Source organism: Acidovorax temperans, from assembly GCF_006716905.1.
Lineage (GTDB): Bacteria > Pseudomonadota > Gammaproteobacteria > Burkholderiales > Burkholderiaceae_C > Acidovorax > Acidovorax temperans.
This window is the reverse complement of the sequence record NZ_VFPV01000002.1, coordinates 489678-508562: the sequence shown is the minus strand read 5'-3', so window position 1 is coordinate 508562 and position 18885 is coordinate 489678. Positions and strand designations below refer to the sequence as shown.

Annotated in this window: 24 protein-coding genes; 19 read left to right on the top strand and 5 right to left on the bottom strand. The window is 61.2% G+C overall.

The features are described 5' to 3' along the window. From BDD18_RS10500 to BDD18_RS10485, 4 genes are all read left to right on the top strand, one after another. Complete coding sequence (locus BDD18_RS10500; RefSeq protein WP_142083100.1) at positions 1 to 1203, top strand: chromate transporter; 1203 nt, start codon at positions 1 to 3, stop codon at positions 1201 to 1203. 25 nt (positions 1204 to 1228) lie between these two features. Then, on the top strand, positions 1229 to 2149 hold the full coding sequence (locus BDD18_RS10495) for a Fe-Mn family superoxide dismutase (RefSeq protein ID WP_056642933.1): 921 nt from the start codon (positions 1229 to 1231) through the stop codon (positions 2147 to 2149). Continuing rightward, positions 2146 to 2604, top strand: coding sequence for a chromate resistance protein ChrB domain-containing protein (locus BDD18_RS10490; RefSeq protein ID WP_056642908.1), 459 nt, complete (start codon positions 2146 to 2148; stop codon positions 2602 to 2604). Before BDD18_RS10495 ends, BDD18_RS10490 begins: the two co-directional genes overlap by 4 nt. A 71-nt stretch (positions 2605 to 2675) precedes the next feature. Then, positions 2676 to 3008: a hypothetical protein gene (locus BDD18_RS10485; RefSeq protein ID WP_235510639.1), complete on the top strand. Its 333-nt coding sequence runs from the start codon at positions 2676 to 2678 to the stop codon at positions 3006 to 3008. A 16-nt stretch (positions 3009 to 3024) separates the two neighbouring features. Here BDD18_RS10485 and BDD18_RS10480 read toward each other — a convergent pair whose 3' ends face one another. The 3 genes from BDD18_RS10480 to BDD18_RS10470 are packed head-to-tail and all read right to left on the bottom strand — an operon-like array spanning position 3025 to position 4899. Then, positions 3025 to 3402 (bottom strand): hypothetical protein, encoded by a 378-nt coding sequence (locus BDD18_RS10480; protein WP_056642914.1) that lies wholly within the window; start codon positions 3400 to 3402, stop codon positions 3025 to 3027. A 38-nt stretch (positions 3403 to 3440) separates the two neighbouring features. Further along, positions 3441 to 4496, bottom strand: a complete 1056-nt coding sequence (locus tag BDD18_RS10475; protein WP_142083098.1) for a DMT family transporter — start codon at positions 4494 to 4496, stop codon at positions 3441 to 3443. Positions 4497 to 4503: 7 nt separating this feature from the next. After that, positions 4504 to 4899 carry a hypothetical protein gene (locus BDD18_RS10470; protein WP_420837315.1) on the bottom strand — a complete coding sequence of 132 codons (396 nt, stop codon included), beginning with the start codon at positions 4897 to 4899 and terminating at the stop codon, positions 4504 to 4506. A gap of 320 nt (positions 4900 to 5219) precedes the next feature. Here BDD18_RS10470 and BDD18_RS10465 point away from each other — a divergent pair, with 320 nt between their 5' ends. The 13 genes from BDD18_RS10465 to BDD18_RS10405 all read left to right on the top strand — a co-directional run bounded on the left by BDD18_RS10465 (position 5220) and on the right by BDD18_RS10405 (position 15962). After that, positions 5220 to 5558 (top strand): PadR family transcriptional regulator, encoded by a 339-nt coding sequence (locus tag BDD18_RS10465; RefSeq protein WP_142083097.1) that lies wholly within the window; start codon positions 5220 to 5222, stop codon positions 5556 to 5558. Continuing rightward, positions 5536 to 6765 carry a chromate efflux transporter gene (gene chrA / locus BDD18_RS10460; RefSeq protein ID WP_142083094.1) on the top strand — a complete coding sequence of 410 codons (1230 nt, stop codon included), beginning with the start codon at positions 5536 to 5538 and terminating at the stop codon, positions 6763 to 6765. Before BDD18_RS10465 ends, chrA begins: the two co-directional genes overlap by 23 nt. A gap of 506 nt (positions 6766 to 7271) precedes the next feature. Next, entirely contained in the window at positions 7272 to 7859 is a 588-nt protein-coding gene (locus BDD18_RS10455; protein WP_142083093.1) for a hypothetical protein, read from the top strand. Further along, on the top strand, positions 7856 to 8263 hold the full coding sequence (locus BDD18_RS10450; protein ID WP_142083091.1) for a hypothetical protein: 408 nt from the start codon (positions 7856 to 7858) through the stop codon (positions 8261 to 8263). The genes BDD18_RS10455 and BDD18_RS10450 overlap by 4 nt, the downstream gene beginning before the upstream one ends. Continuing rightward, positions 8250 to 9131, top strand: a complete 882-nt coding sequence (locus tag BDD18_RS10445) for an ImmA/IrrE family metallo-endopeptidase (RefSeq protein ID WP_244939059.1) — start codon at positions 8250 to 8252, stop codon at positions 9129 to 9131. Before BDD18_RS10450 ends, BDD18_RS10445 begins: the two co-directional genes overlap by 14 nt. Positions 9132 to 9227: 96 nt before the next feature. Beyond that, entirely contained in the window at positions 9228 to 9722 is a 495-nt protein-coding gene (locus BDD18_RS22915; RefSeq protein WP_142083089.1) for an SLATT domain-containing protein, read from the top strand. A 458-nt stretch (positions 9723 to 10180) separates the two neighbouring features. Further along, positions 10181 to 10462 (top strand): helix-turn-helix domain-containing protein, encoded by a 282-nt coding sequence (locus BDD18_RS10435; RefSeq protein ID WP_244939058.1) that lies wholly within the window; start codon positions 10181 to 10183, stop codon positions 10460 to 10462. A gap of 121 nt (positions 10463 to 10583) precedes the next feature. Next, entirely contained in the window at positions 10584 to 11594 is a 1011-nt protein-coding gene (locus BDD18_RS10430) for an AAA family ATPase (protein WP_142083086.1), read from the top strand. Between the two features lie 3 nt (positions 11595 to 11597). Then, positions 11598 to 14297: a S8 family peptidase gene (locus BDD18_RS10425; protein ID WP_211360741.1), complete on the top strand. Its 2700-nt coding sequence runs from the start codon at positions 11598 to 11600 to the stop codon at positions 14295 to 14297. A 106-nt stretch (positions 14298 to 14403) separates the two neighbouring features. Beyond that, positions 14404 to 14664 (top strand): hypothetical protein, encoded by a 261-nt coding sequence (locus BDD18_RS10420; protein ID WP_142083085.1) that lies wholly within the window; start codon positions 14404 to 14406, stop codon positions 14662 to 14664. A 22-nt stretch (positions 14665 to 14686) separates the two neighbouring features. Beyond that, the gene (locus tag BDD18_RS10415) at positions 14687 to 15316 is read left to right on the top strand and encodes a hypothetical protein (protein WP_244939057.1); all 630 of its coding nucleotides are present in this window, start codon (positions 14687 to 14689) and stop codon (positions 15314 to 15316) included. Further along, on the top strand, positions 15309 to 15530 hold the full coding sequence (locus BDD18_RS10410; protein WP_142083083.1) for a hypothetical protein: 222 nt from the start codon (positions 15309 to 15311) through the stop codon (positions 15528 to 15530). Before BDD18_RS10415 ends, BDD18_RS10410 begins: the two co-directional genes overlap by 8 nt. A gap of 102 nt (positions 15531 to 15632) precedes the next feature. Beyond that, entirely contained in the window at positions 15633 to 15962 is a 330-nt protein-coding gene (locus BDD18_RS10405; protein WP_244939056.1) for a DUF6127 family protein, read from the top strand. Positions 15963 to 16001: 39 nt separating this feature from the next. On the opposite strand, the gene tnpA is transcribed toward BDD18_RS10405, so the two are convergent. Continuing rightward, complete coding sequence (gene tnpA / locus BDD18_RS10400) at positions 16002 to 16433, bottom strand: IS200/IS605 family transposase (protein WP_026437438.1); 432 nt, start codon at positions 16431 to 16433, stop codon at positions 16002 to 16004. 165 nt (positions 16434 to 16598) lie between these two features. Here tnpA and BDD18_RS10395 point away from each other — a divergent pair, with 165 nt between their 5' ends. Both BDD18_RS10395 and BDD18_RS10390 read left to right on the top strand, forming a co-directional pair. Beyond that, on the top strand, positions 16599 to 17075 hold the full coding sequence (locus BDD18_RS10395; RefSeq protein WP_142083082.1) for a hypothetical protein: 477 nt from the start codon (positions 16599 to 16601) through the stop codon (positions 17073 to 17075). Then, positions 17072 to 17536 (top strand): lysozyme, encoded by a 465-nt coding sequence (locus BDD18_RS10390; RefSeq protein ID WP_142083080.1) that lies wholly within the window; start codon positions 17072 to 17074, stop codon positions 17534 to 17536. Before BDD18_RS10395 ends, BDD18_RS10390 begins: the two co-directional genes overlap by 4 nt. Positions 17537 to 17804: 268 nt before the next feature. On the opposite strand, the gene BDD18_RS10380 is transcribed toward BDD18_RS10390, so the two are convergent. Further along, on the bottom strand, positions 17805 to 18767 hold the full coding sequence (locus BDD18_RS10380) for a LysR family transcriptional regulator (RefSeq protein WP_142083078.1): 963 nt from the start codon (positions 18765 to 18767) through the stop codon (positions 17805 to 17807). Between the last annotated feature and the right edge of the window lie 118 nt (positions 18768 to 18885).

Below are 18885 nucleotides of genomic sequence, written 5' to 3'. Positions count from 1 at the left end.
ATGAACGATCTCAAAATAACGGCCGCGCCCGATGACGGCGCGGAAACTGTTCCAAGCTACACGCTGTGGCAACTGGTGCTCTACATGCTGCGCCTGGGCACACTGGGCTTTGGCGGCCCGGTGGCACTGGTCGGCTACATGTACCGCGATCTGGTAGAGCAACGCGGCTGGATTTCAGATGCCGATTACAAGGAAGGCATGGCATTGGCACAGCTCATGCCGGGTCCTCTGGCGGCGCAGTTGGCCATATACCTCGGGTACGTGCATTTCCGCTTGTGGGGCGCCACGCTGGTTGGGCTGGCGTTTGTGCTGCCATCCTTTGTGATGGTGGTTGCACTGGGTGTAGCCTACAAAGCCTACGGCGGCATCTCCTGGATGCAAGCCGTGTTATATGGCGTTGGAGCTTCCGTCATCGGCATCATTGCCCTGAGTGCCTACAAGCTCACAACCAAGAGCGTTGGCAAGGACAGACTGCTGTGGGCCATCTACCTGGTCAGCGCGGGGGTAACCATCATCACCCAGTCCGAGGTGATCTGGGTATTCCTGGGCGCGGGTTTGTTGGTATGGGCCGTGCGCGGCCCGTTGAAGCGAACCGGCGGCCAACTGCACAGCATAGCGTGGGCGGCACCTATTGCAGGCGCCCTCAGTCTGGAGAACCTCGACTGGCACAAGCTGGGGCAGATCGCGGCCTACTTCACCTATGCGGGCGCCTTCGTCTTTGGCAGCGGCTTGGCCATCGTGCCGTTCCTCTACGGCGGAGTGGTCAAAGAGTACGCATGGCTCACGGACCGCCAGTTCGTGGACGCCGTGGCCGTGGCCATGATCACCCCAGGCCCGGTCGTTATCACCACCGGGTTCATCGGCTTCCTGACCAGCGGCTTCTGGGGCGCGGTTGTCGCGGCAGCAGCGACTTTTCTGCCCTGTTATCTGCTCACAGTGATCCCTGCGCCGTACTTTAAGAAGCACGGCAAGCATCCCGGCGTGGTCGCTTTCGTGGATGGCGTCACCGCCGCCGCCGTCGGTGCCATTGCAGGGGCCGTAGTCGTATTGGGCCAGCGGTCCATCGTTGATCTACCCACTGCAGCACTGTTTTTCGCCACCGCAGCGGTTCTGTGGCGGTTCAAGAAGCTGCCCGAGCCTGTGGTGGTGCTTGCCGCAGCCTTGATCGGCCTGGCCGTCTATCCGCTGGTTGCCCACGTCTGACACTGACCATTTGATGGAGAACATCATGAATTACCAACTCCGCCCGCTGACGCTGAACCCCGATCAACTCTCTGGCCTGTCGAGCCGCCTGATCACCAGCCACCACGAAAACAACTACGCGGGTGCCGTCAAGCGCCTGAACGCCGTACGGAGCGAACTCGCAGCGCTGGACTGGAGTGCCGCAGCCACCTTCACCATTAACGGTCTCAAGCGCGAGGAGTTGATCGCCGCCAACTCGGCCTTCCTGCACGAGCTGTATTTCGACAACCTAGGAGGCAACGGCGTGCTGCCTTCCTGTGGCTTATCCATTGCGTTCACCCGGGACTTTGGCTCCGTCGAGGCTTGGCGCAGCCAATTCACCGGGTTGGCCAAGGCCATGGGCGGTGGATCGGGATGGGCACTGCTCTCCTGGTCTTCCCGCGAAAGCCGCCTCATCAACCACTGGGCTGCCGACCACACGCACCTCTTGGCCGGCGCCACGCCCGTGCTGGCGCTGGACATGTACGAGCATGCTTACCACCTGGACTTCGGTGCCAAGGCGGGCGCCTATGTGGATGCCTTCATGGCCAACATCCCGTGGGACAAGGTCTACAAGCGCTACGGGGCGGCCGTCGAGGCGGATGCCCTGACGTTTAGCATCGAGACGGGCGCTGCGCTGGCCGGTGCGCCGGGCACGCTTGATGTGCGCCGCGAGGAGGATTATTTGCAGAGCGGCCAGGTCATTCCGGGGGCATCCTGGCGCGATCCATCGCGGGTACACGAGTGGAGCCAGGAGCTCGATGCATCGAAGCCGGTGCTGCTGTACTGCCTGCGAGGCAAGGACATTGGCCGCTCCACTGTCCTGGCGCTGCGCGCACGCGGTCTTGATGCACGCTACATCGCGGGCGGCATCGAGGCCTGGCGAGCCGCTGGCCTGCCTCTGGAAGCTCAAAGAGGTGCTGCATGAAATGGGTCACTCGTGAGCGTCCCAAGATCGACCGCATTGCCTGCCCATGGCTGATTGCCCGGTTCATCGACCAGGCGCCAGAATTTCTCTATGTGCCTGCAACCTCCGTGCTTCAGGTGGCCCAAGAGACCGGAGCGATACCCTACGACGTGCCGGGCGTGGAAATGACCCATGAGGGGGATCTGTGCAGCTTTGACGCTTTTCTCAAGAAGTACGACCTCACTGATGCTGCCTTGCAGCAACTGGCCGTGATCGTGCGGGGCGCAGACACCTCCAGGCTAGACCTGGCGCCGCAGTCTGCGGGGCTTTACGCGCTCTCGCTCGGTCTGTCCAAGACCTTTCGCAACGACCACGAGATGCTCGGACATGGCATGGTGATGTACGACGCGCTGTATGCGTGGTGCCAGTCGTGCCAAGCAGAAACCCATAACTGGCCCCCGAGCATGGCGGCATGAAGGCGGCTGCTGTGCGGTGGCCTCGCCGCTTCACAAGGGGACTGTGGGCGCATTTTCTGTGCGGAATGCTGATGCCTTTCGCCTTCGCGGCGCCCCCTGAAACCAAACTGACCACGGCGCAGATTCGCGCCACGGTGGGCGGACACCATGTCACCGACGGGCGCCATTGGGGGCATGACTACTTTCTGGATGGGCGCCTGGAGCGTTCAGAGAACGGCCGCACGCGCAGCGGACGCTGGAGCGCGCAGAACAACCAACTGTGCCTGCTGCTGCCCGAGGTCAGCAAAGAGTCCCCTGTTTGCTTTGACGTGGTTCGTGTGGGGGGAGAACTGCAGTACCGGGATGCCGGGAGCGTGGTGTACGCAGGCACAGTCAGAAAGAACATGGCTCCCCCGGCTCGGTAAAGAGTCACGTCAGCCTCTACGGCGTGCGCTCCGTCTGAGGCTCATGGGGAATCTTGCGGACCATCTTCGGTTGCTCGCAGTCCCAGGCATTGAAGTAGACCTCGTCGCCCACAGACATGCCGGAGCCCGGGTCCACTTTGGCGAAGTGACCACGGGTTCGGGTGACTTGCCGCCATCGGATGACCGCAACTTGGTCAGTGGGACCGAGGTCCATTTGTCTGCAGCGAGAGCCACCCATCTTAAAGAATTCATCTGCGGGGATCACCTTGGTCACTTTGCCTACTCTCCAGCCTTCGTTCCAAGCGAACCGATTCTCGTAGACAGGCGTGCTGCAGCCCGAAATCATCAGGAATGCCAACGCCGCAACCAGCGAAAGCATCGTTTTCTTCATCATCAAAGTTCCATTCGACAGTCTTGGGACATCTGATCGGATCAATGTCTGTGCTGGTGGTGGATATCCGGCGCGTGGGGATGGGCGTGGGTGACTGGTTCGTGGGAGTGCACATGGCTATGGCTCCCTGTGGGCATCACGTCATGCGAGTGCGTATGGTGCCCATCGTCGTGGCGGTGCGCATGCTCATGCTCCATCGGCTCATGCGCATGTTCATGCCCGTGGCTTTCTGCCAAATGCAGCAGCACCCCCGCCAGCATCAGAAGACCACCGAGCAGCATCAGCCACCCCGCAGACCGTTCACCGAAGCCGAACGCTACAGCCGCACCTATGAAAGGTGCAAAGGCGAACATGGAGCCAGTCCGCGCCGCCCCAAAAGCCCGCTGCGCGAGAAGGTAGATCCGAAGACTCAAGCCATACCCTGTGGCCCCCACGGCAAAGAGCCCTAGAGCAGCGGTCAGGGAGGGCAATGGCTCTCCCCACAACATGGCAAGACAGGCTGTCGCAGCGGCCCCCAACGACGCCTTGGCCATCACGACCTGGCTGGGATCGCGTTCAGCCAGTCCCCGGGACAAGGTGTTGTCCACGCCCCAGGCCACCGTCGCCAGCAGCACGGCCAGTAGACCGAGCAACTGCGTGCCGCCCTGCAGGCCCTGGTCCATGACCAAGGCCATGCCGCCCGCCAGCAACAGAAGCATGGCGGCCCACACGCGGCGGTCCATGGTTTCGCTATACAGCCACCATGCCAGCGTGGCGGTGAACAGAGCTTCCAAGGTGAGCATGAGAGACGCGCTGGTGCCGCTCGTGTGTTGCAGGCCCCAAGATAGGGCGACAGGGCCCAGAGCGGCACCGAACCCCGCCATAGCTATGAGGCGCCAGGCATCGGATCTCTGCAACCTTGCCTCGTGGGCGGCAGTCCGCAGGGACAAGGCACCGACGACAGCCGCCCCAGCGTACAGCAGGGCGGCCGTCGTGAACGCCCCCAGCCCTGCACCCAGCCGCTGGACCATGGGGGTACTGATGCCGAACAAGGCCGCAGCCAGTAAGGCCAGCAGGCCGCCTCGCAAAGCTGGCAGGGACAGAGATTCGCTCGCCATGGATGCCTTATTTGACGGTGAACCGCACCGTGATGCTCTTCTTGCCATTGGTGGTCAGCACCGCGACTGCCTTCGCCCCTTTGGACAAGGTGACTCCCTTGGCCTCCAGTTTGTTCGCCCCTGCCGGCTTCAGGGTCGCTTCTAACTTATCCGCACCGTTGAGCACTGTCAGCTTGCCCTCGAACCGTGAGGCATCCGCATCTTTGCCGTGGTCTTGGATGTAGATATTCGCGCCGTCGGAAGATGCGACTAACTCAAACGACAAATCGGCAGCGGTTTGCACGACTCCGCCATGGACAGGGGCGGCGGCACCATGGGCCATGGCAGCAGGCGCACTTGCCAGGGATGCCATCACGATTGTGGTGGCTGCTATCAGTTGGGAGAAGTTCTTTTTCATGATCATTTGGGTCGCCTTTAGGTGAGTTTGTTTCACTGGAGCGCTTCAAAAGGCAGCGCTCCGAGGCCTCTATCAAAAAGTTGGAAGTAATACAGTCGCAGTGAGGGATCAATAGGCCTCCTGGGCTATGGGTTCGCTTTCGGCGTGTGCGCTGCTGCCCTCAATCAAGCGCCGGGTGGCACTTTCGCCAAAAAGCCAGACAGGCACCAAGTGAAGTTGACAACGGGATAGGCTATGGCAGGGAGCATGCGGCCAAACCTCTCGAACACAAACTACAGAATCATCCTGAAGATATAAGCCAACTGTATTATCGAAAGCCGATAACGATGCCCGATACCATCCGTGATATTCTTCTCGCGTTCGTGCGCGTGCACATTCTTCATCACGCCGTCTCTGAGCGAATTTACGGCTCAGGCATGGCTGAAGAACTGGCCCGGCATGGCTACAAGCTCAGTCCAGGAACGCTCTACCCTTTGCTTCACCGTCTGGAAGAGGAAGGCCTCTTGGTCAGCGAGTCCGAGGTGGTCAAAGGAAAAGTGCGCAGGTACTACACCGCAACTGCAAGCGGCAAGCGAGCGTTGAAGGCTGTGCAGCCGCGTCTTGCAGAACTACTCAGTGAAGCACTACCCGAGAAACCAACCCATGCCACTCGACACCCCAAATAGCGCTGACCCAACCAACGATATCGCGCAGCAAGGCTCCAGCCTTGAGGTGTTTCTCGCCTTCTTGAAGCTGGGCCTGACGTCCTTCGGTGGGCCTGTGGCACATCTAGGCTACTTCCGCACCGAATTTGTGGAGCGTAGGAAATGGCTGGATGACAAGAGCTATTCCGACCTGGTGGCGCTGTGCCAGTTTCTGCCGGGGCCTGCAAGCAGCCAGGTGGGCATCGCTCTGGGATTGGGACGTGCTGGTTGGTGGGGAGCGCTGTGTGCGTGGATGGGGTTCACCCTTCCGTCCGCGATTGCGCTCATCCTGTTTGCGTTCGGCGTCACCCAATGGGCTGCGCTGGCCCAGTCAGGTGCGGTTCACGGGCTCAAGGTGGTGGCCGTTGCCATCGTCGCGCAGGCCGTCTGGGGTATGGCCAAGAACCTTTGCCCGGATCGACTGAGGGCAGGCATCGCCATCGTAGCGGCTTTGGTGGTGCTTGCAATTCCATCCGCAATGGGCCAGATCGGTGCCATTGTGGCTGGAGGCCTGGTGGGGCGATGGGCTGTGCAACTGGGACATCTGCCCGCTGCCGAACACCGACCCTATGGCGTCAGCAAAAAGGTGGGGGCGGCTCTGCTGATCCTTTTTGGAATACTGCTTGTCGTATTGCCAGTGCTGGCATCGACAGCAGGTTCGCCGACGTTGTCCGTCATTTCTTCGTTTTACCAATCCGGCGCGCTGGTTTTTGGAGGCGGGCATGTGGTGCTTCCGCTGCTGCAGGCCGGTGTAGTGCCCAGTGGGCTTGTGACCAATGACGCATTCCTGGCCGGGTATGGAGCCGCTCAGGCTGTGCCTGGGCCACTGTTTACCTTCGCCGCCTACCTGGGGGCGGTGATGACTGGTGAACTGAGCGGATGGATGGGTGGGTTGGTGCTATTGCTCACCATCTTCGTTCCTGCATTCCTCTTGGTGGTCGGCGCCCTGCCATTTTGGGAGCCGCTGCGCCAACGCGATGGCATTCAGCGTGCAATGGCTGGGGTGAACGCAGCCGTGGTCGGCGTGCTCGCAGCAGCGCTCTACGACCCCGTGTGGACCAGTGCCATCCATTCACGGGCAGATTTCGGACTGGCGCTGGCGGCGTTTGGTCTGCTGGTCTATGGCCGACAGTCACCAGTGCTGGTCGTGGCACTTGCCGCTATGGCTGGTTGGCTGCTTGCCATGTGATTCGGTGGGCAGTGCTGCGTCCAGTGGGATGGGCGGATCAGAACTCTCCACAACGCATGTGCTGCCTCTTCGCTTTTGCTCTGAGAGAGGCTTTGGAACGGCGAGAGCTGTTGCCACAGGTTAGCCCACGATCTTCAGAGAATCATTGCCATTCATGATCAATGGCTTGGGTGCCCACGTGGTCGGTCCGAGTGTTCAAGGGAACCGGAATACGCATCTCGCCCAGAACTAGTGTTCAGGCCGCGCGTCCCTGTTTACGACGCCGGTGCCTTGATCTTGATACCGGACCAGTGTTCACGATGCACAAACCTTGGCCATGATGCCGGTCCGTTGATCATGAGCAGTGGCACGGCGTTCACGGCGGATCGGTGTCGGTGTCCAGGATGAACCGGATTGGGTGTTCAGGTCGAAGTGGATTGGGTGTTCAATAGTGCCCGGTTTCCGCAGTGCCATCGAAATCGCCTTCAGAACGATATGCCAGTGTTGAGGAGTTATCCCGCGCGCTGATGATGCTGACTTCTGCCGAGCACTTACGTCTGTTCGCAAGAGCTAGGCTGCTTGTCTGGGGTACCGAGTACACGGATCCCAAGGAGTTGCTCAATGAAGCAGTGAAGCGCGCCGTCATTGCAGCAAGCGGGGACAAACAGGACGGTGAACGTGGACGTCCTTGGCCCATTGACAGGGTTTCGCTCCCAGCATTTCTGTCTGGCTGCATGGACAGCATCGCCGATTCCTCTCGGGAGTCGCTTGGTCAAACTCAGACCGACCGATTGGAAGCCATTGCGGGCGAGGCCAGGGACGTTGACACGGTAATTTACCGGGCTGGTGGCTGGAACACTGATGTCGTGGAGCAAGCGATTGAGGTGGAGGACGCGGCTGATAGGCAGCAGCGGGCTCGGGCGGACGCGCAACTCATTGAAGCCCATTTCAAAGATGATCAAGAAGTACTTGCGGTCATCGAGGGCGAGAAGGCTGACATGCCAGTAGCGGAGGTACTTGCCTTGTTCAATCTTGATCAAAAGACCTATGACACGGCACGGCGGAGATTGAGGAGACAGGTGGACAAATTGATGCCAGGACGGAGACAGCGATGACCAATGAATCTCAGAACACGCTCGCCGCAGTTCGAGCTCTGGCACTCAAAGACCTCGAAGCCACGCCTGACGAAGACATTCGGGCCGAGCTCGCCGCTGAGGGCATTGATCCCGATCAGCTGGCAGCCAGTATTGCTGTAAGTCTCGACGACGTTCTGGCATCCTGCCTTCGCCAACAAGCTGCGGCCGCAAAGGCTGCTATGCAGGTCCGAGCGACTCCTAAGACGTCGCGAAGACCTGCGCTGAATCGAATCAAAGAACGCATCGCGCAGGCCTCCGCGGTCGAGCCACAACTGGCTACTGCATTCCGAGAAGGAACCCGCCAAAGCGATGCCGATCTAGAAACACTCTATGACGATCTTGTGCTCATGGGCAAGATCCCCGACGCCGATGATGGCCGTTGATGTCGATCGGCTCAGCCGCCCTGAGCGCTTGCTCTGGGGGCATGGTGTCAGGAAGCCCGAGCACATTGATCTGGAGGCTATTGCTGGCGCCAGTGGTGCTCACGTCATATACAGAAAGCTCGACGGTTGCGCGGCACGTTTGGTTGCTGCGGGTGATCATGCCGTCATCAGCGTCGCGATGGACGACAACCTCGGACGAAGGCGATTCTCGCTAGGGCATGAGCTGGCCCACTGGATGCAGGATGCCCAGCGGGCATTATTCAAGTGCTCCAGCACGGACATTGGTCCGCAAAATGCTGAAGCCAAGTCTATTGAGGCCGACGCCAATAGCTTTGCCAGTCAGCTGATCCTTCCGGACTATCTGGTCTGGCCATGGGTCGCTGAACGTAAACCCAGCCTTGATCTTGCGAGCGCAATGGGCGCGGATTTTCAGGCTAGTCTGACTGCATCAGCCCTGAAGTTGCTCCAACGCACCAAAGCACCGATCGCGATCACCTGCCATGATCAGCGGAGGTTGAAGTGGTCCGGGCGCAGTCGAGATTTTTCAGCCGATTTCTACATCCTCAACGAACTCCATCAGGACACAGTCGCGTTCGATATGGCTTTTGGGACAGTCAAGGGGCTAGGCCGTCCTAAGAGAGAGTGCTTCGCGCTGGCTCAGTGGCCCAGGCGTCTATCGAATGGAAGTCTGGTCGCAGTCGATCCGGCTTCCGGAGGGCTCGGTGCTGAGCATGCTTGTTGTTACTTAGCTGGTTCGTGGATTCATGGCCAGCTAATTTCTGGTCGCCTCCAGAGCCCGAAAAGTGCTGGCCAAAGTCAGTCTCCATCGAAAGCCAAAGTAGGTGTGAGTTACAACTGGGCAATTTGACTATTGCCGCCGACCGAAAATTGACTGTCAAGACTCATTCGGCGCCAACATTACTGACTGCAAAATCAAATCAATCGGCATTTTGGGGAGACAGCAGTGACTGAACATCAGCGAGCACTTGGAACGCCAGCGAACATTCCGGACGAGTGGTATCGGCGCTGCTCTGCGGTAGCGGTTGGCCACTACAAGATGGCGGAGCGTTTGTCCTCTCGCCATCGTTGGTTGTCCAATTGCGCTGCAGCTCTATCAGCGATCGTGGGAACGACTGTCTTTGTGACGCTCCAGGGACAGCCTGAGTTATGGGTGAAGATGGGAACTGGCCTCCTCAGCGTCGTCTCCGCGGTGCTTGCCGTCCTGGCCACGAATATGGGACTCCAGGATAGGGCCGAGCGTCACAGAATTGCAGGCGCGAGGTACAACGCCGTAGGCCGCCAACTCGAGCAAATGACGATGGGGGCGACAGCAACTCTCGACGATTTGACCCCAATCCGGGAACGACTCGACACCCTTTCGGCGGAGATGCCTCACATCCCAAAAAAGGTACATAAGGAAATTGCCAACCACGATGACCTGAGCCGTTGGGGTAAGTAGTGCAAACTTTTTTGCTCAGGCTACTTGAGCCACTTCGAGCAAATAGGGATGGTCGTAGAGGGGTTCTGCTTTTGAGTAGGTTGGAATATCCGCCCGCTTTGGAAAGCCTACGCCCCTGTTCGTGTCCTCTACTTGAGGCCGCGAGCGTAGCGCGAGGCCTCCGCGATCTAACGACCGCTTTCGTTCTGAGCGGTCGAAACTCTACCTGCGGCTGAACGACTGCTCCCAGCCTGAAGCCGTCACGCGTAGGTCTGTTCTGCAGCGTAAGAAGCCATTTGAGCCCGCCGGCCGGAGTACCGCTGTCGGACCGCAACCGGCCGCTGGGAGCAGTGCCCCTTACTGAAGAACTCCAGCTTGAGAGTCTGTAGCACCAGGTGATATAAGATACCGGTTTCGTTGACGGAAGCTGGCGGAGGTGGATTGCGATGAGCAAGACGAGGTCACCCATCATTGAAGCCGTGCGCGACACCGCCAAAGACCATCGGAAAGCAGGTGTGATGGATCGAGTCACGCTGCGCGAAATCGACCCGCTTTGGCTGCCTCCGGTCGAGCCGTTGGAGCCGGCTGAAATCAAACGCATCCGCGAAAGCGCGCATGTTAGCCAGGCGGTTTTCGCGCGCTTGCTGAACACAAGTCTCTCGACCGTTCAGAAGTGGGAGATCGGGCAGAAGAAGCCTGCGGGCACTGCGCTGAAGCTACTGCACCTCGTTCAGAAGCGCGGCTTGGAGGTCGTCGCATGACCGCAATGCTCCTGCAACACTCGATCCGGGCGCAAGTTTGCAGACCGGGCTTTAGCAATCGAATCCAGTCTGTCTGCGTGCTATCACTCGTCCGACGGCTCGCAAGTAAAGGTGATATCGCATGAACGCCGATATTCTGAAAAGAGTAGTACGAGCCATTGCCGATGGTTCGCAATCCGACTTGGACCGGCTTGCCGGCAAGATCGTCGAAGCAGAACGCAAAACAGGCCACGTCAGACTGGCTGAGCAGCTTGAAGCCATCCTCAAGCAGCCTAAGACGAAACGTGCGCTGCCGTCGCCGACTCCGTCGGCTGACATTGAGCGTTCGCTCAAAGAGCTCCCCATGAGCCGGCGTCACGGGGAGTCTCTGGCCACACTCATCCCGCACGACCAGCTGGAACACCACATGGTGCTGCCCGAAGCGGTCGAGCAGCGCTTCGGGCGCATCGAAGCTGAGTACGCAGCGCGCGACCGGCTGCGTACCTTCGGGCTCAAGCCCCGTAAGACTGTGTTGCTTTACGGGCCACCGGGCTGCGGCAAATCGCTGGGCGCTAAGCGATTGGCTTGGAATACTGGCTTGCCGCTGATGAAAGTGCGCTTCGATGTGCTGATTTCGTCCTTTTTCGGCGAGTCAGCACAGAACCTGCGATCCATCTTCAGCAGTGCCCGCGAGAAGCCCTGTGTGCTGCTGCTCGACGAATGCGACTTTATTGCTCGGTCACGCACGGCCTCCAAAGACATTGGCGAAGTCTCTCGCATCGTCAACTCCTTGCTGCAACTGATGGAGGAGTACGACGCGCCGGGCCTACTGGTCGCGACAACGAATCTGGAGTCCGCATTGGACCCGGCGCTGTTCAGACGCTTTGACGATGTCTTCGCCATCCCGTTGCCTGGAAAAGCAGAGATCGAGAAATTGCTGAAGTTGACGCTCTCCAGCGTGCGGATGGACAAACCTATCGACTGGGATGCTCTGGTTACCAAACTCGAAGGATCGTCGGCCGCAATGGTCGTGAAGGCTGCCCAGGACGCCGCCAAAGCTGCCGTGCTGGCCGGCCGCCCATCCCTGTCGCAAGACAAGCTGATTAAGGCTATCGACGAGCTTCAGCGGCACGACGCAGCACAGAAAGCCTAAGCCATGCCAGGTGCGCACAACTTTGAACACCTGCCACTGCTGTTGCGCTTTCAAGGTAAAGCGCGCCTGCGCGGAGGCGGCGATCCGTCGCCGCAAACGCTCGCCAATAAGGGAGCGCAACGCCAAGCGCACAGCGTCGCCCTGGACACCGCGGCGCAGACGCTCAGTCAGAACTGGCAGGCCCGTAAGGCGCAGCGCCAGGCGGCAGGCCTGGCCTTGCCAGACGTCCCGGCGGGCATTCCCATCCTGCTGCAGATCGACACCGGCCTCGACCTAGACGCGCTGCGCGCCAAGTTCGAATTCGAGATCGTGGCGGAGCAAGAAGACGGCTATGTGATCGTGGCGTCTGATGACATTCAGCTGACGGCGTTCCGCAACATGGCCCAGGGATTTGCCGTCACCGTGCACGGCTCGGCGACCATCGCCAATGTCCACGCGCTGTTCGACGATCCCAACCAGACAGACCGGCTGGGCCGCATCCTTTCCGATCAACTGATGGCTTCGTGGGGCTACATTGACGAAGACCAGCACTACATCGTTGACGTTGGCATCGCTTGTGTCGGCACGCAGGAAATTCCGCCGCGCCCGGTGCGCGGCAAGCGCGCGACTGACGCCCAGTGGGCGGCCAAGGAGTACGAATGGTCTGAGCGGCGGGCCAGTGCGTACAACGAGTGGGACGACATCAAGATCGAACGCGAGACTTCCATCCGGAAGTTCACAGAGTTCTACCAAGCCGAAATCCTGCACATGCGGGATAGCGCCGACTTCGACGCGGGCGTCTTGCCAGACAGCTTTACGGTTCGGCTGAAAATCTCGGGGAAGGGACTGAAGGATTTCGTCCTGAACTATCCCTACATCTTCGAAGTCGTCGAACCGGAAGACATTGCGCTGCCCCAGCACTTGGGCCAGCAAGGCGTGCAAGCGGCAACCGCCGTCGCGCCGGTCGCACCCGCCGCTGATGCGCCCACCGTCTGCGTCATCGACAGCGGTATCCAAGAAGCGCACGTCATGCTCCAGCCGGGCATCGACCAAATCACCTCGCATTGCTTCCTGCCGGGCCAAGCCGCGACGGCGGTCGCCGATGAAGTTGCACCAGGTGGCCACGGCACGCGCGTAGCCGGCGCAGTACTTTATGGCGAAGCTGTTCCATCTGACGGTGCACCGCAATTGCCGTTCTGGATTCAAAACGCCCGCGTGCTCAACGCCCAGAACGCGATGCCCGTCGAATTGTTCCCGCCCGAGGCGCTGCGCAAGGCTGTCGAACGCTTCAACGACAGCCCGCGCCAGACCCGCATCTTCAACCATTCGATCAACGCGCGCAGCTACTGCCGCACGCGCTACATGTCGTCGTGGGCGGCGGAGATTGACCAGTTGTGCAATGAACGGGATGTGCTCATCGTGCAAAGCGCCGGCAACCTTCCGCTGCAAGGCACGCCGCCATTCCTGGGCATCATCGACCATCTGACCGCCGGCCGCGATTACCCGGTTTACCTGGCGGAAAGGTCTGCTCGCATCGCTAACCCGGGCCAAAGCCTACAGGCTTTGACCGTTGGCTCAATCGCCTATGACGCGGCAGAGCAAGGGGCATGGCGCTCCTTCGCCACGCAGCCTGCAGGTCCGTCCGCATTCTCGCGGACGGGCCCCGGCATCTGGAATGTCATCAAGCCCGAGGTTGTTGAGTATGGCGGCGATGCCGCACGCTCAAGCAATGCACCATCCGACCTACAGGCCGGCGGCGTCATTCCTGCCGCTTGCCCCAATCTCATCCGCTCGACCCTGTATGGTCCTGGGCCCGCAGCAGACCGTGACACTGCAGGCACCTCTTATGCTGCACCCAAGGTCGCGCGCATTGCAGCCCAAGTGCAGCGTGCCTTGCCCGCTGAGCCGGCGCTGCTATACCGCGCACTCGTCGTGCAATCGGCACAATGGCCGGCCTGGGCAGAAGACCTGCTAACACGTTTGCGCAATCCGCCGCCAGGCATGGCGCCACCGGAAAAGCAGGCCCTATTCGCCTCGGCATCCGCTGCTTTCCGTAGCTTGGGTTTCGGTGTACCGGATGCGGCACGAGCCACCACCAACACCGACCATCGAACAACGCTCATCACGAGCGGGGAAACCGGAATACACGCCGGGGAGTGCCACATCTATCAAGTGCCCATCCCTGCCGAGCTGCGTCAGCAGGCCGATGACTTCGACATCCGCATTGACGTGACCTTGTCCTACGTTGCACAGCCGCGGCGCACGCGCCGCAACCTGCGCCGGTATCTCTCAACCTGGGTCGATTGGAAAGCCAGCAGGCTGGGCGAGGGGCTGCATGATTTCCGAGTGCGCGCCATGAAAGATGCAGCGAATGGCGAAGCGCCGCTGCCAGGTACCACACTACCCTGGGTGCTGCATGACAAGCCACAGGACGGCCTGATTCACGACTTCAAGCGCAACAGCGGGACGGTGCAGAAGGACTGGGCGGTTGTCCGCTCGAATAGCCTTCCCGACCACTTCTGCATCGCCGTGGTCGGCCATCAGGGTTGGAGTTATGACCCGGACTCGACGGCGCGCTATGTACTCGCGGTGACCTTTGAGATCCTGGGCAGCGAAATCACGATCTACGAACCGCTTCGCGCAGCGATCGCCGAACTTCAGGCTCAGACCGAAGCCGAGATCGAGGACACCGAGGTCGAAGTGGAAGTCGAAGCGACTGAGTGACGCGCGGGCACAGAACCAAAGTGGGAGACAGAGTTGGTTGACTTCAAGAAGCGACTGGCCGGCAAAAAGCTGAACGCCCGACTGATCCGGTCGAGCTGTTGACAGCTTGAGTCGTGCGCACGGAAAGGGACCGCTGCGGCCCGCCAAGGGCGCAGCGCTCAAGGATCGGTTTGCAAGCCATCGCGAGCAGAAAGACGTGATCGTCAAGCTCTATACGGGGCAGGGGAAGACGCTGATCGGCCTGCTGATGCTTCATTTCCAGCTCAATAACGGCAAAGGGCCGGCCCTACAGCCGACGACAGTTGTCGATCGAAGTAGCCGCTCAGCGTCCGAGGCTCAGCGTCGGCTCTCAGCCGAGGCTGTGTAAAAACTCGCTGATTCCCTGGAACTTGGCCCAGCTCAACGGCATCCCGTTGGGTTGGAGCATCGATTGGGGCCTGACCGACTGGAACGTCCCTGCCGGGGTGTTCACCCAGCAGGGCACGTGGATGGAAGCCCTGGTCGCCATTGCCAGTGCCGCCGGGGGTTACCTGATCCCGCACCCGTCCGACCAGAGCATCCGCGTGCGCCACCGGTATCCGGTCGCGCCGTGGGAGTGGAACACCGTCACGCGAGACTTCGTGCTGCCCGTCGATGCGGTGGCCCGCGAGTCGCTGCGCTGGGTAGAGAAGCCCGGCTACAACCGCGTGTTCGTGTCCGGCCAAGATGTCGGTGTGCTTGGGCAGGTGAGCCGGGCTGGGACTGCCGGGGATGTGCTGGCCCCGATGGTGGTCGATGCGCTGATCACCGAAGCCACTGCGGCGCGGCAGCGAGGCATCTCGGTTCTAGCCGATACCAGGCAACAGATCGAGGTGAGCCTGCGCCTGCCGGTGCTGGCCGAAACGGGGATCATCGAGCCGGGTGCGTTCGTCGAGTACCAGGACGGCAGCGTGACGAGGCTGGGCATCGTGCGCTCGACGCAAGTCGAGGCAGGAATGCCGGAGGTCTGGCAGACCTTGGGGGTGCAGAGCCATGCATAACCTCTACGAGCAGTTCCGCCAACTCATCCCTGATCCGCCATTGCAGGCGGGCACGGTGGTGGGCGTCGGCTCCGGCGTCGTGACCGTCGCCTTGCCCGGCGGCGGCTTAATCCGCGCACGCGGCAGCGCTGGCATCGGCCAGAAGGTATTCGTGCGTGATGACGTCATCGAAGGCGGCGCACCCAGCCTGACGCTGGAAATCATCGAAATCTGAAACCCATCTTCCTGATCACCCCTGAACCCGCCTTGGTGCCACGTGCATCAGGCGGGGTTCGCATTTGGCTTCGCCGCAACTTCGTTGAACTGGAGACCTGCAATGACCGAACCCGAACAACAACCCGCCGCCCTCGTGGAAAACATGCTCCTGCTGCGCCACGAGGACTTTGACGATCTGCTCGACCGCGCCGCCGAACGCGGTGCAGAGCGTTGCCTGGCCCACCTCGGCCTGGAAAACGGCCACGCTGCGCGCGACATCCGCGAACTTCGTGATCTGCTCGAAGCTTGGCGTGAAGCGCGCCATACGGCTTGGCAAACGACCATTAAGGTCATCACCACTGGCTTGCTGGCCGCGCTGGTAACCATCCCCCGGCAAAGCCGGGGGCATTCGGGATGTGAGCCGCTCAAAGCGGCTGTAAGGGGTCGCTAACGCGGCCCCTCATTCTTGGGGCCACCTATCGGTGGCTACTCACCTCCATAGACCGAGTTGGTCCAACCTCTCGTCTTCCTTCTCCTGGTTTCGGATGTACTCCCGTATCACCGCTTCGTCGCGTCCCACCGTCGAGACGAAGTACCCTCGCGCCCAGAAGTGCTGACCCACGAAGTTGCGCTTTCGCTCTCCGTACACCCGCGCAAGGTGGATTGCGCTCTTGCCTTTGATAAAGCCCACCACCTGCGACACCGAGTACTTCGGTGGGATCGACAGCATCATGTGCACGTGATCGGGCATCAGATGCCCCTCTTCAACCCTGCATTCCTTTTGCGCGGCCAACTTTCTGAATACCTCACCCAGGTGTTCGCGTAGCTGCTTGTACAGCGTTCGCCTTCGACACTTGGGGATGAAGACCACGTGATATTTGCAATCCCAGGCCGTGTGACTCAAACTTTCATACTTGTCCATCGTGTTTCTTCCTTTCGTTTGCTTGGCGGCTCACGATTGAAAGTCTCTACGGTGGACAACCTCCTGAAAAGTCAAACTTCTACTGCCTCCCCGGCAGAGCCGGGGGGCCTCCTTTTGGTAGCTAGTCGGTGCCGCCATCAAGCTCAAGCTGATGGGAGGTCCCCAATGATCGAGACACTGCTTGGTGGGCTCCTCGGCGGGGCCTTCCGTCTGGCACCCGAACTCCTCAAGTGGCTCGACCGCAAAGGTGAACGAGGTCGCGAACTGGCAATGCAGGACAAGGCGCTGAAGTTCGAGAAGCTGCGTGGCGTGCAGCGAATGTCGGAAATCGGCGCGGGTGCCGATGCCGCGTGGAACGTCGGGGCCATCGAAACCCTGCGCGAAGCCGTTCGTACCCAGGGCGAGAAAACTGGGGTGCGCTGGGCAGATGCCTTGTCGGTCAGCGTGCGACCGGTGATCACCTACTGGTTCATGGCGCTTTACTGCGCGGCCAAGACGGCAACAGTCGCAGCCGCCTTGACAGGTGGCGCTGGCTGGGGCGCTGCCGTCCTGCACGCCTGGACGGAGGCAGATCAGGCGCTGTGGGCTGGGGTGCTCAACTTCTGGTTCCTCGGGCGGGTGTTCGACCGGGTGCGGCCGTGATCGCGGTTCCGCAGGCGGCCATCGATCTGGCCAAGCGCTTCGAGGGCTTCCACCGCGTGCCGAAGAACGATCCTGGCCGGGCGTATCCCTACGTCTGCCCGGCAGGCTACTGGACGATTGGCTACGGCCATCTGTGTGACCCGAAACACCCACCGATTACGGAGGTCGAAGCCGAGGTTTATCTGGCGCGCGATTTACAGACGGCACTGGCGGCGACGCTGCGCTACTGCCCTGTGTTGGCCACTGAGTCAGAGGGGCGGCTCGCAGCCATCGTGGACTTCACATTCAACCTCGGTGCCGGGCGGCTGCAGACTTCGACCTTGCGGCGAAGAATCAATCAGCGGGATTGGGCTGCTGCCGCACACGAGTTGCGACGGTGGGTTCGCGGTGCGGGCAAGATTTTGCCCGGACTGGTCAGCCGCCGCGAAGCAGAGCGAGTACTACTACTCAGGAATGCTTGAAGCCCTTGAAATCCAAGAATCAGGACCTCGAAGGGCACGAATTCACACGATCGTATGAGCGATTGTCCCATGGCTGCGCTACGCTTCGCCCATGGACACTTTGATTCCCGCCTTCCTGCGCCGCCAGCGCAACCAGCGACGTCTGACGCTGGAGATGTTGTCGACGTGTGGGCGCTGATGGCATCTCCCAACCCGGCCCGCTTCACGACCCTGACAAGCGCTGGCGGCTCGATCACCGTCGACACCTGCCCGAACGCCTACACGAACCTCAACGGCCGGCTTCCCGCGCAACTGACCCGCAGTCCTCGCGCGGCGCCCGCGTCACGCGCCGGCCCGCACCGAGCTGCTGCGCGACCAGCAAGGTGACCTGCCGGAACGAGCGGACCGCCGGCATGTCTTCCTTGGACCGCAGCCATCCCAGCGCCACGTGCACCGGCTCGGGCGCGTCGACGATCTCGAGGAGGTGAACGCCCCGCGGCTGCAGGTTGCGCGCCGTCCCGGGGATGATCGCCAGCCCGATGCCGGCCCCGACCAGCCCGGCCACCGTATGGATCTGGGTGGCTTGCTGCACCACCCGCGGGGTGAAGCCGGCGCGCTCGCACATGGCCACGATGCGCGAGTGGAACAGCGGGCTGCCGCGGCGCGGGAACATCACCATCGGTTCGCCCTCGAGCTCCTTCAGGCGCACGGCCTTGCGCCGCGCCAGCCGGTGCTTGTGCGGGACCGCCACCAGGAACGGGTCCTCCAGCACCGCCTGCACCTGGACTTCGGAGGGCGCCGGCTGCGGCCGCAGCACGCCGACGTCGATCACGCCGCGCGTCAGCGCCACGTGCTGCTCGGTGATCGGCATCTCGTGCAGTTCCAGCTCGATGTCCGGATACAGGTGGCGGAAGCGCTCGATGATGGAGGGCAGCAGCCCGTAGGTCGCGGAGTGGATGAAGCCCACGGACAGGCGCCCGCACTCGCCGGCGCCGGTGCGCCGCGCGTCGATCGCGGCGCGTTCCACCTCCTCGAGGATGAGGTTGCTGCGCTCCAGGAACAGCTGGCCGGCGGGGAGCAGTTCCACCCGCCGCTGCGTTCGCCGCAGCAGGGGCGTGCCGATTTCCCCTTCCAGCTGCTGGATCTGGCGCGACAGCGCCGGCTGCACGATGCACAGGCGGGCCGCGGCCCGCCCGAAGTGGAGCTCCTGGGCCACGGCCTGGAAATAGCGGAAGTGCCGGAGGTCGATCATTCCTGATGCCGCGCAAGTATCAATGGAGGCCCAATTATATATTGGACGGATATGGTGGCCCCGCGGGACACTGGCCCCCGCGTTGCCGTGCAAGCGGCAGCCAGCAACCCGATCGAAC

What these genes read in the sequence shown, in the direction of transcription:
- BDD18_RS10495 (WP_056642933.1), top strand. Translation starts at nt 1,229, where the DNA reads ATGAATTACCAACTCCGCCCGCTGACGCTGAACCCCGATCAACTCTCT.
- BDD18_RS10445 (WP_244939059.1), top strand. Translation starts at nt 8,250, where the DNA reads ATGATGGCCGTTGATGTCGATCGGCTCAGCCGCCCTGAGCGCTTGCTC.
- BDD18_RS10430 (WP_142083086.1), top strand. Translation starts at nt 10,584, where the DNA reads ATGAACGCCGATATTCTGAAAAGAGTAGTACGAGCCATTGCCGATGGT.
- BDD18_RS10405 (WP_244939056.1), top strand. Translation starts at nt 15,633, where the DNA reads ATGACCGAACCCGAACAACAACCCGCCGCCCTCGTGGAAAACATGCTC.
- BDD18_RS10455 (WP_142083093.1), top strand. Translation starts at nt 7,272, where the DNA reads ATGATGCTGACTTCTGCCGAGCACTTACGTCTGTTCGCAAGAGCTAGG.
- BDD18_RS10490 (WP_056642908.1), top strand. Translation starts at nt 2,146, where the DNA reads ATGAAATGGGTCACTCGTGAGCGTCCCAAGATCGACCGCATTGCCTGC.
- BDD18_RS10380 (WP_142083078.1), bottom strand. Translation starts at nt 18,767, where the DNA reads ATGATCGACCTCCGGCACTTCCGCTATTTCCAGGCCGTGGCCCAGGAG.
- BDD18_RS10395 (WP_142083082.1), top strand. Translation starts at nt 16,599, where the DNA reads ATGATCGAGACACTGCTTGGTGGGCTCCTCGGCGGGGCCTTCCGTCTG.
- BDD18_RS10500 (WP_142083100.1), top strand. Translation starts at nt 1, where the DNA reads ATGAACGATCTCAAAATAACGGCCGCGCCCGATGACGGCGCGGAAACT.
- BDD18_RS10470 (WP_420837315.1), bottom strand. Translation starts at nt 4,899, where the DNA reads ATGATCATGAAAAAGAACTTCTCCCAACTGATAGCAGCCACCACAATC.
- BDD18_RS10485 (WP_235510639.1), top strand. Translation starts at nt 2,676, where the DNA reads ATGCCTTTCGCCTTCGCGGCGCCCCCTGAAACCAAACTGACCACGGCG.
- BDD18_RS10475 (WP_142083098.1), bottom strand. Translation starts at nt 4,496, where the DNA reads ATGGCGAGCGAATCTCTGTCCCTGCCAGCTTTGCGAGGCGGCCTGCTG.
- BDD18_RS10425 (WP_211360741.1), top strand. Translation starts at nt 11,598, where the DNA reads ATGCCAGGTGCGCACAACTTTGAACACCTGCCACTGCTGTTGCGCTTT.
- BDD18_RS10450 (WP_142083091.1), top strand. Translation starts at nt 7,856, where the DNA reads ATGACCAATGAATCTCAGAACACGCTCGCCGCAGTTCGAGCTCTGGCA.
- BDD18_RS10465 (WP_142083097.1), top strand. Translation starts at nt 5,220, where the DNA reads ATGCCCGATACCATCCGTGATATTCTTCTCGCGTTCGTGCGCGTGCAC.
- BDD18_RS10410 (WP_142083083.1), top strand. Translation starts at nt 15,309, where the DNA reads ATGCATAACCTCTACGAGCAGTTCCGCCAACTCATCCCTGATCCGCCA.
- chrA (WP_142083094.1), top strand. Translation starts at nt 5,536, where the DNA reads ATGCCACTCGACACCCCAAATAGCGCTGACCCAACCAACGATATCGCG.
- BDD18_RS10480 (WP_056642914.1), bottom strand. Translation starts at nt 3,402, where the DNA reads ATGATGAAGAAAACGATGCTTTCGCTGGTTGCGGCGTTGGCATTCCTG.
- tnpA (WP_026437438.1), bottom strand. Translation starts at nt 16,433, where the DNA reads ATGGACAAGTATGAAAGTTTGAGTCACACGGCCTGGGATTGCAAATAT.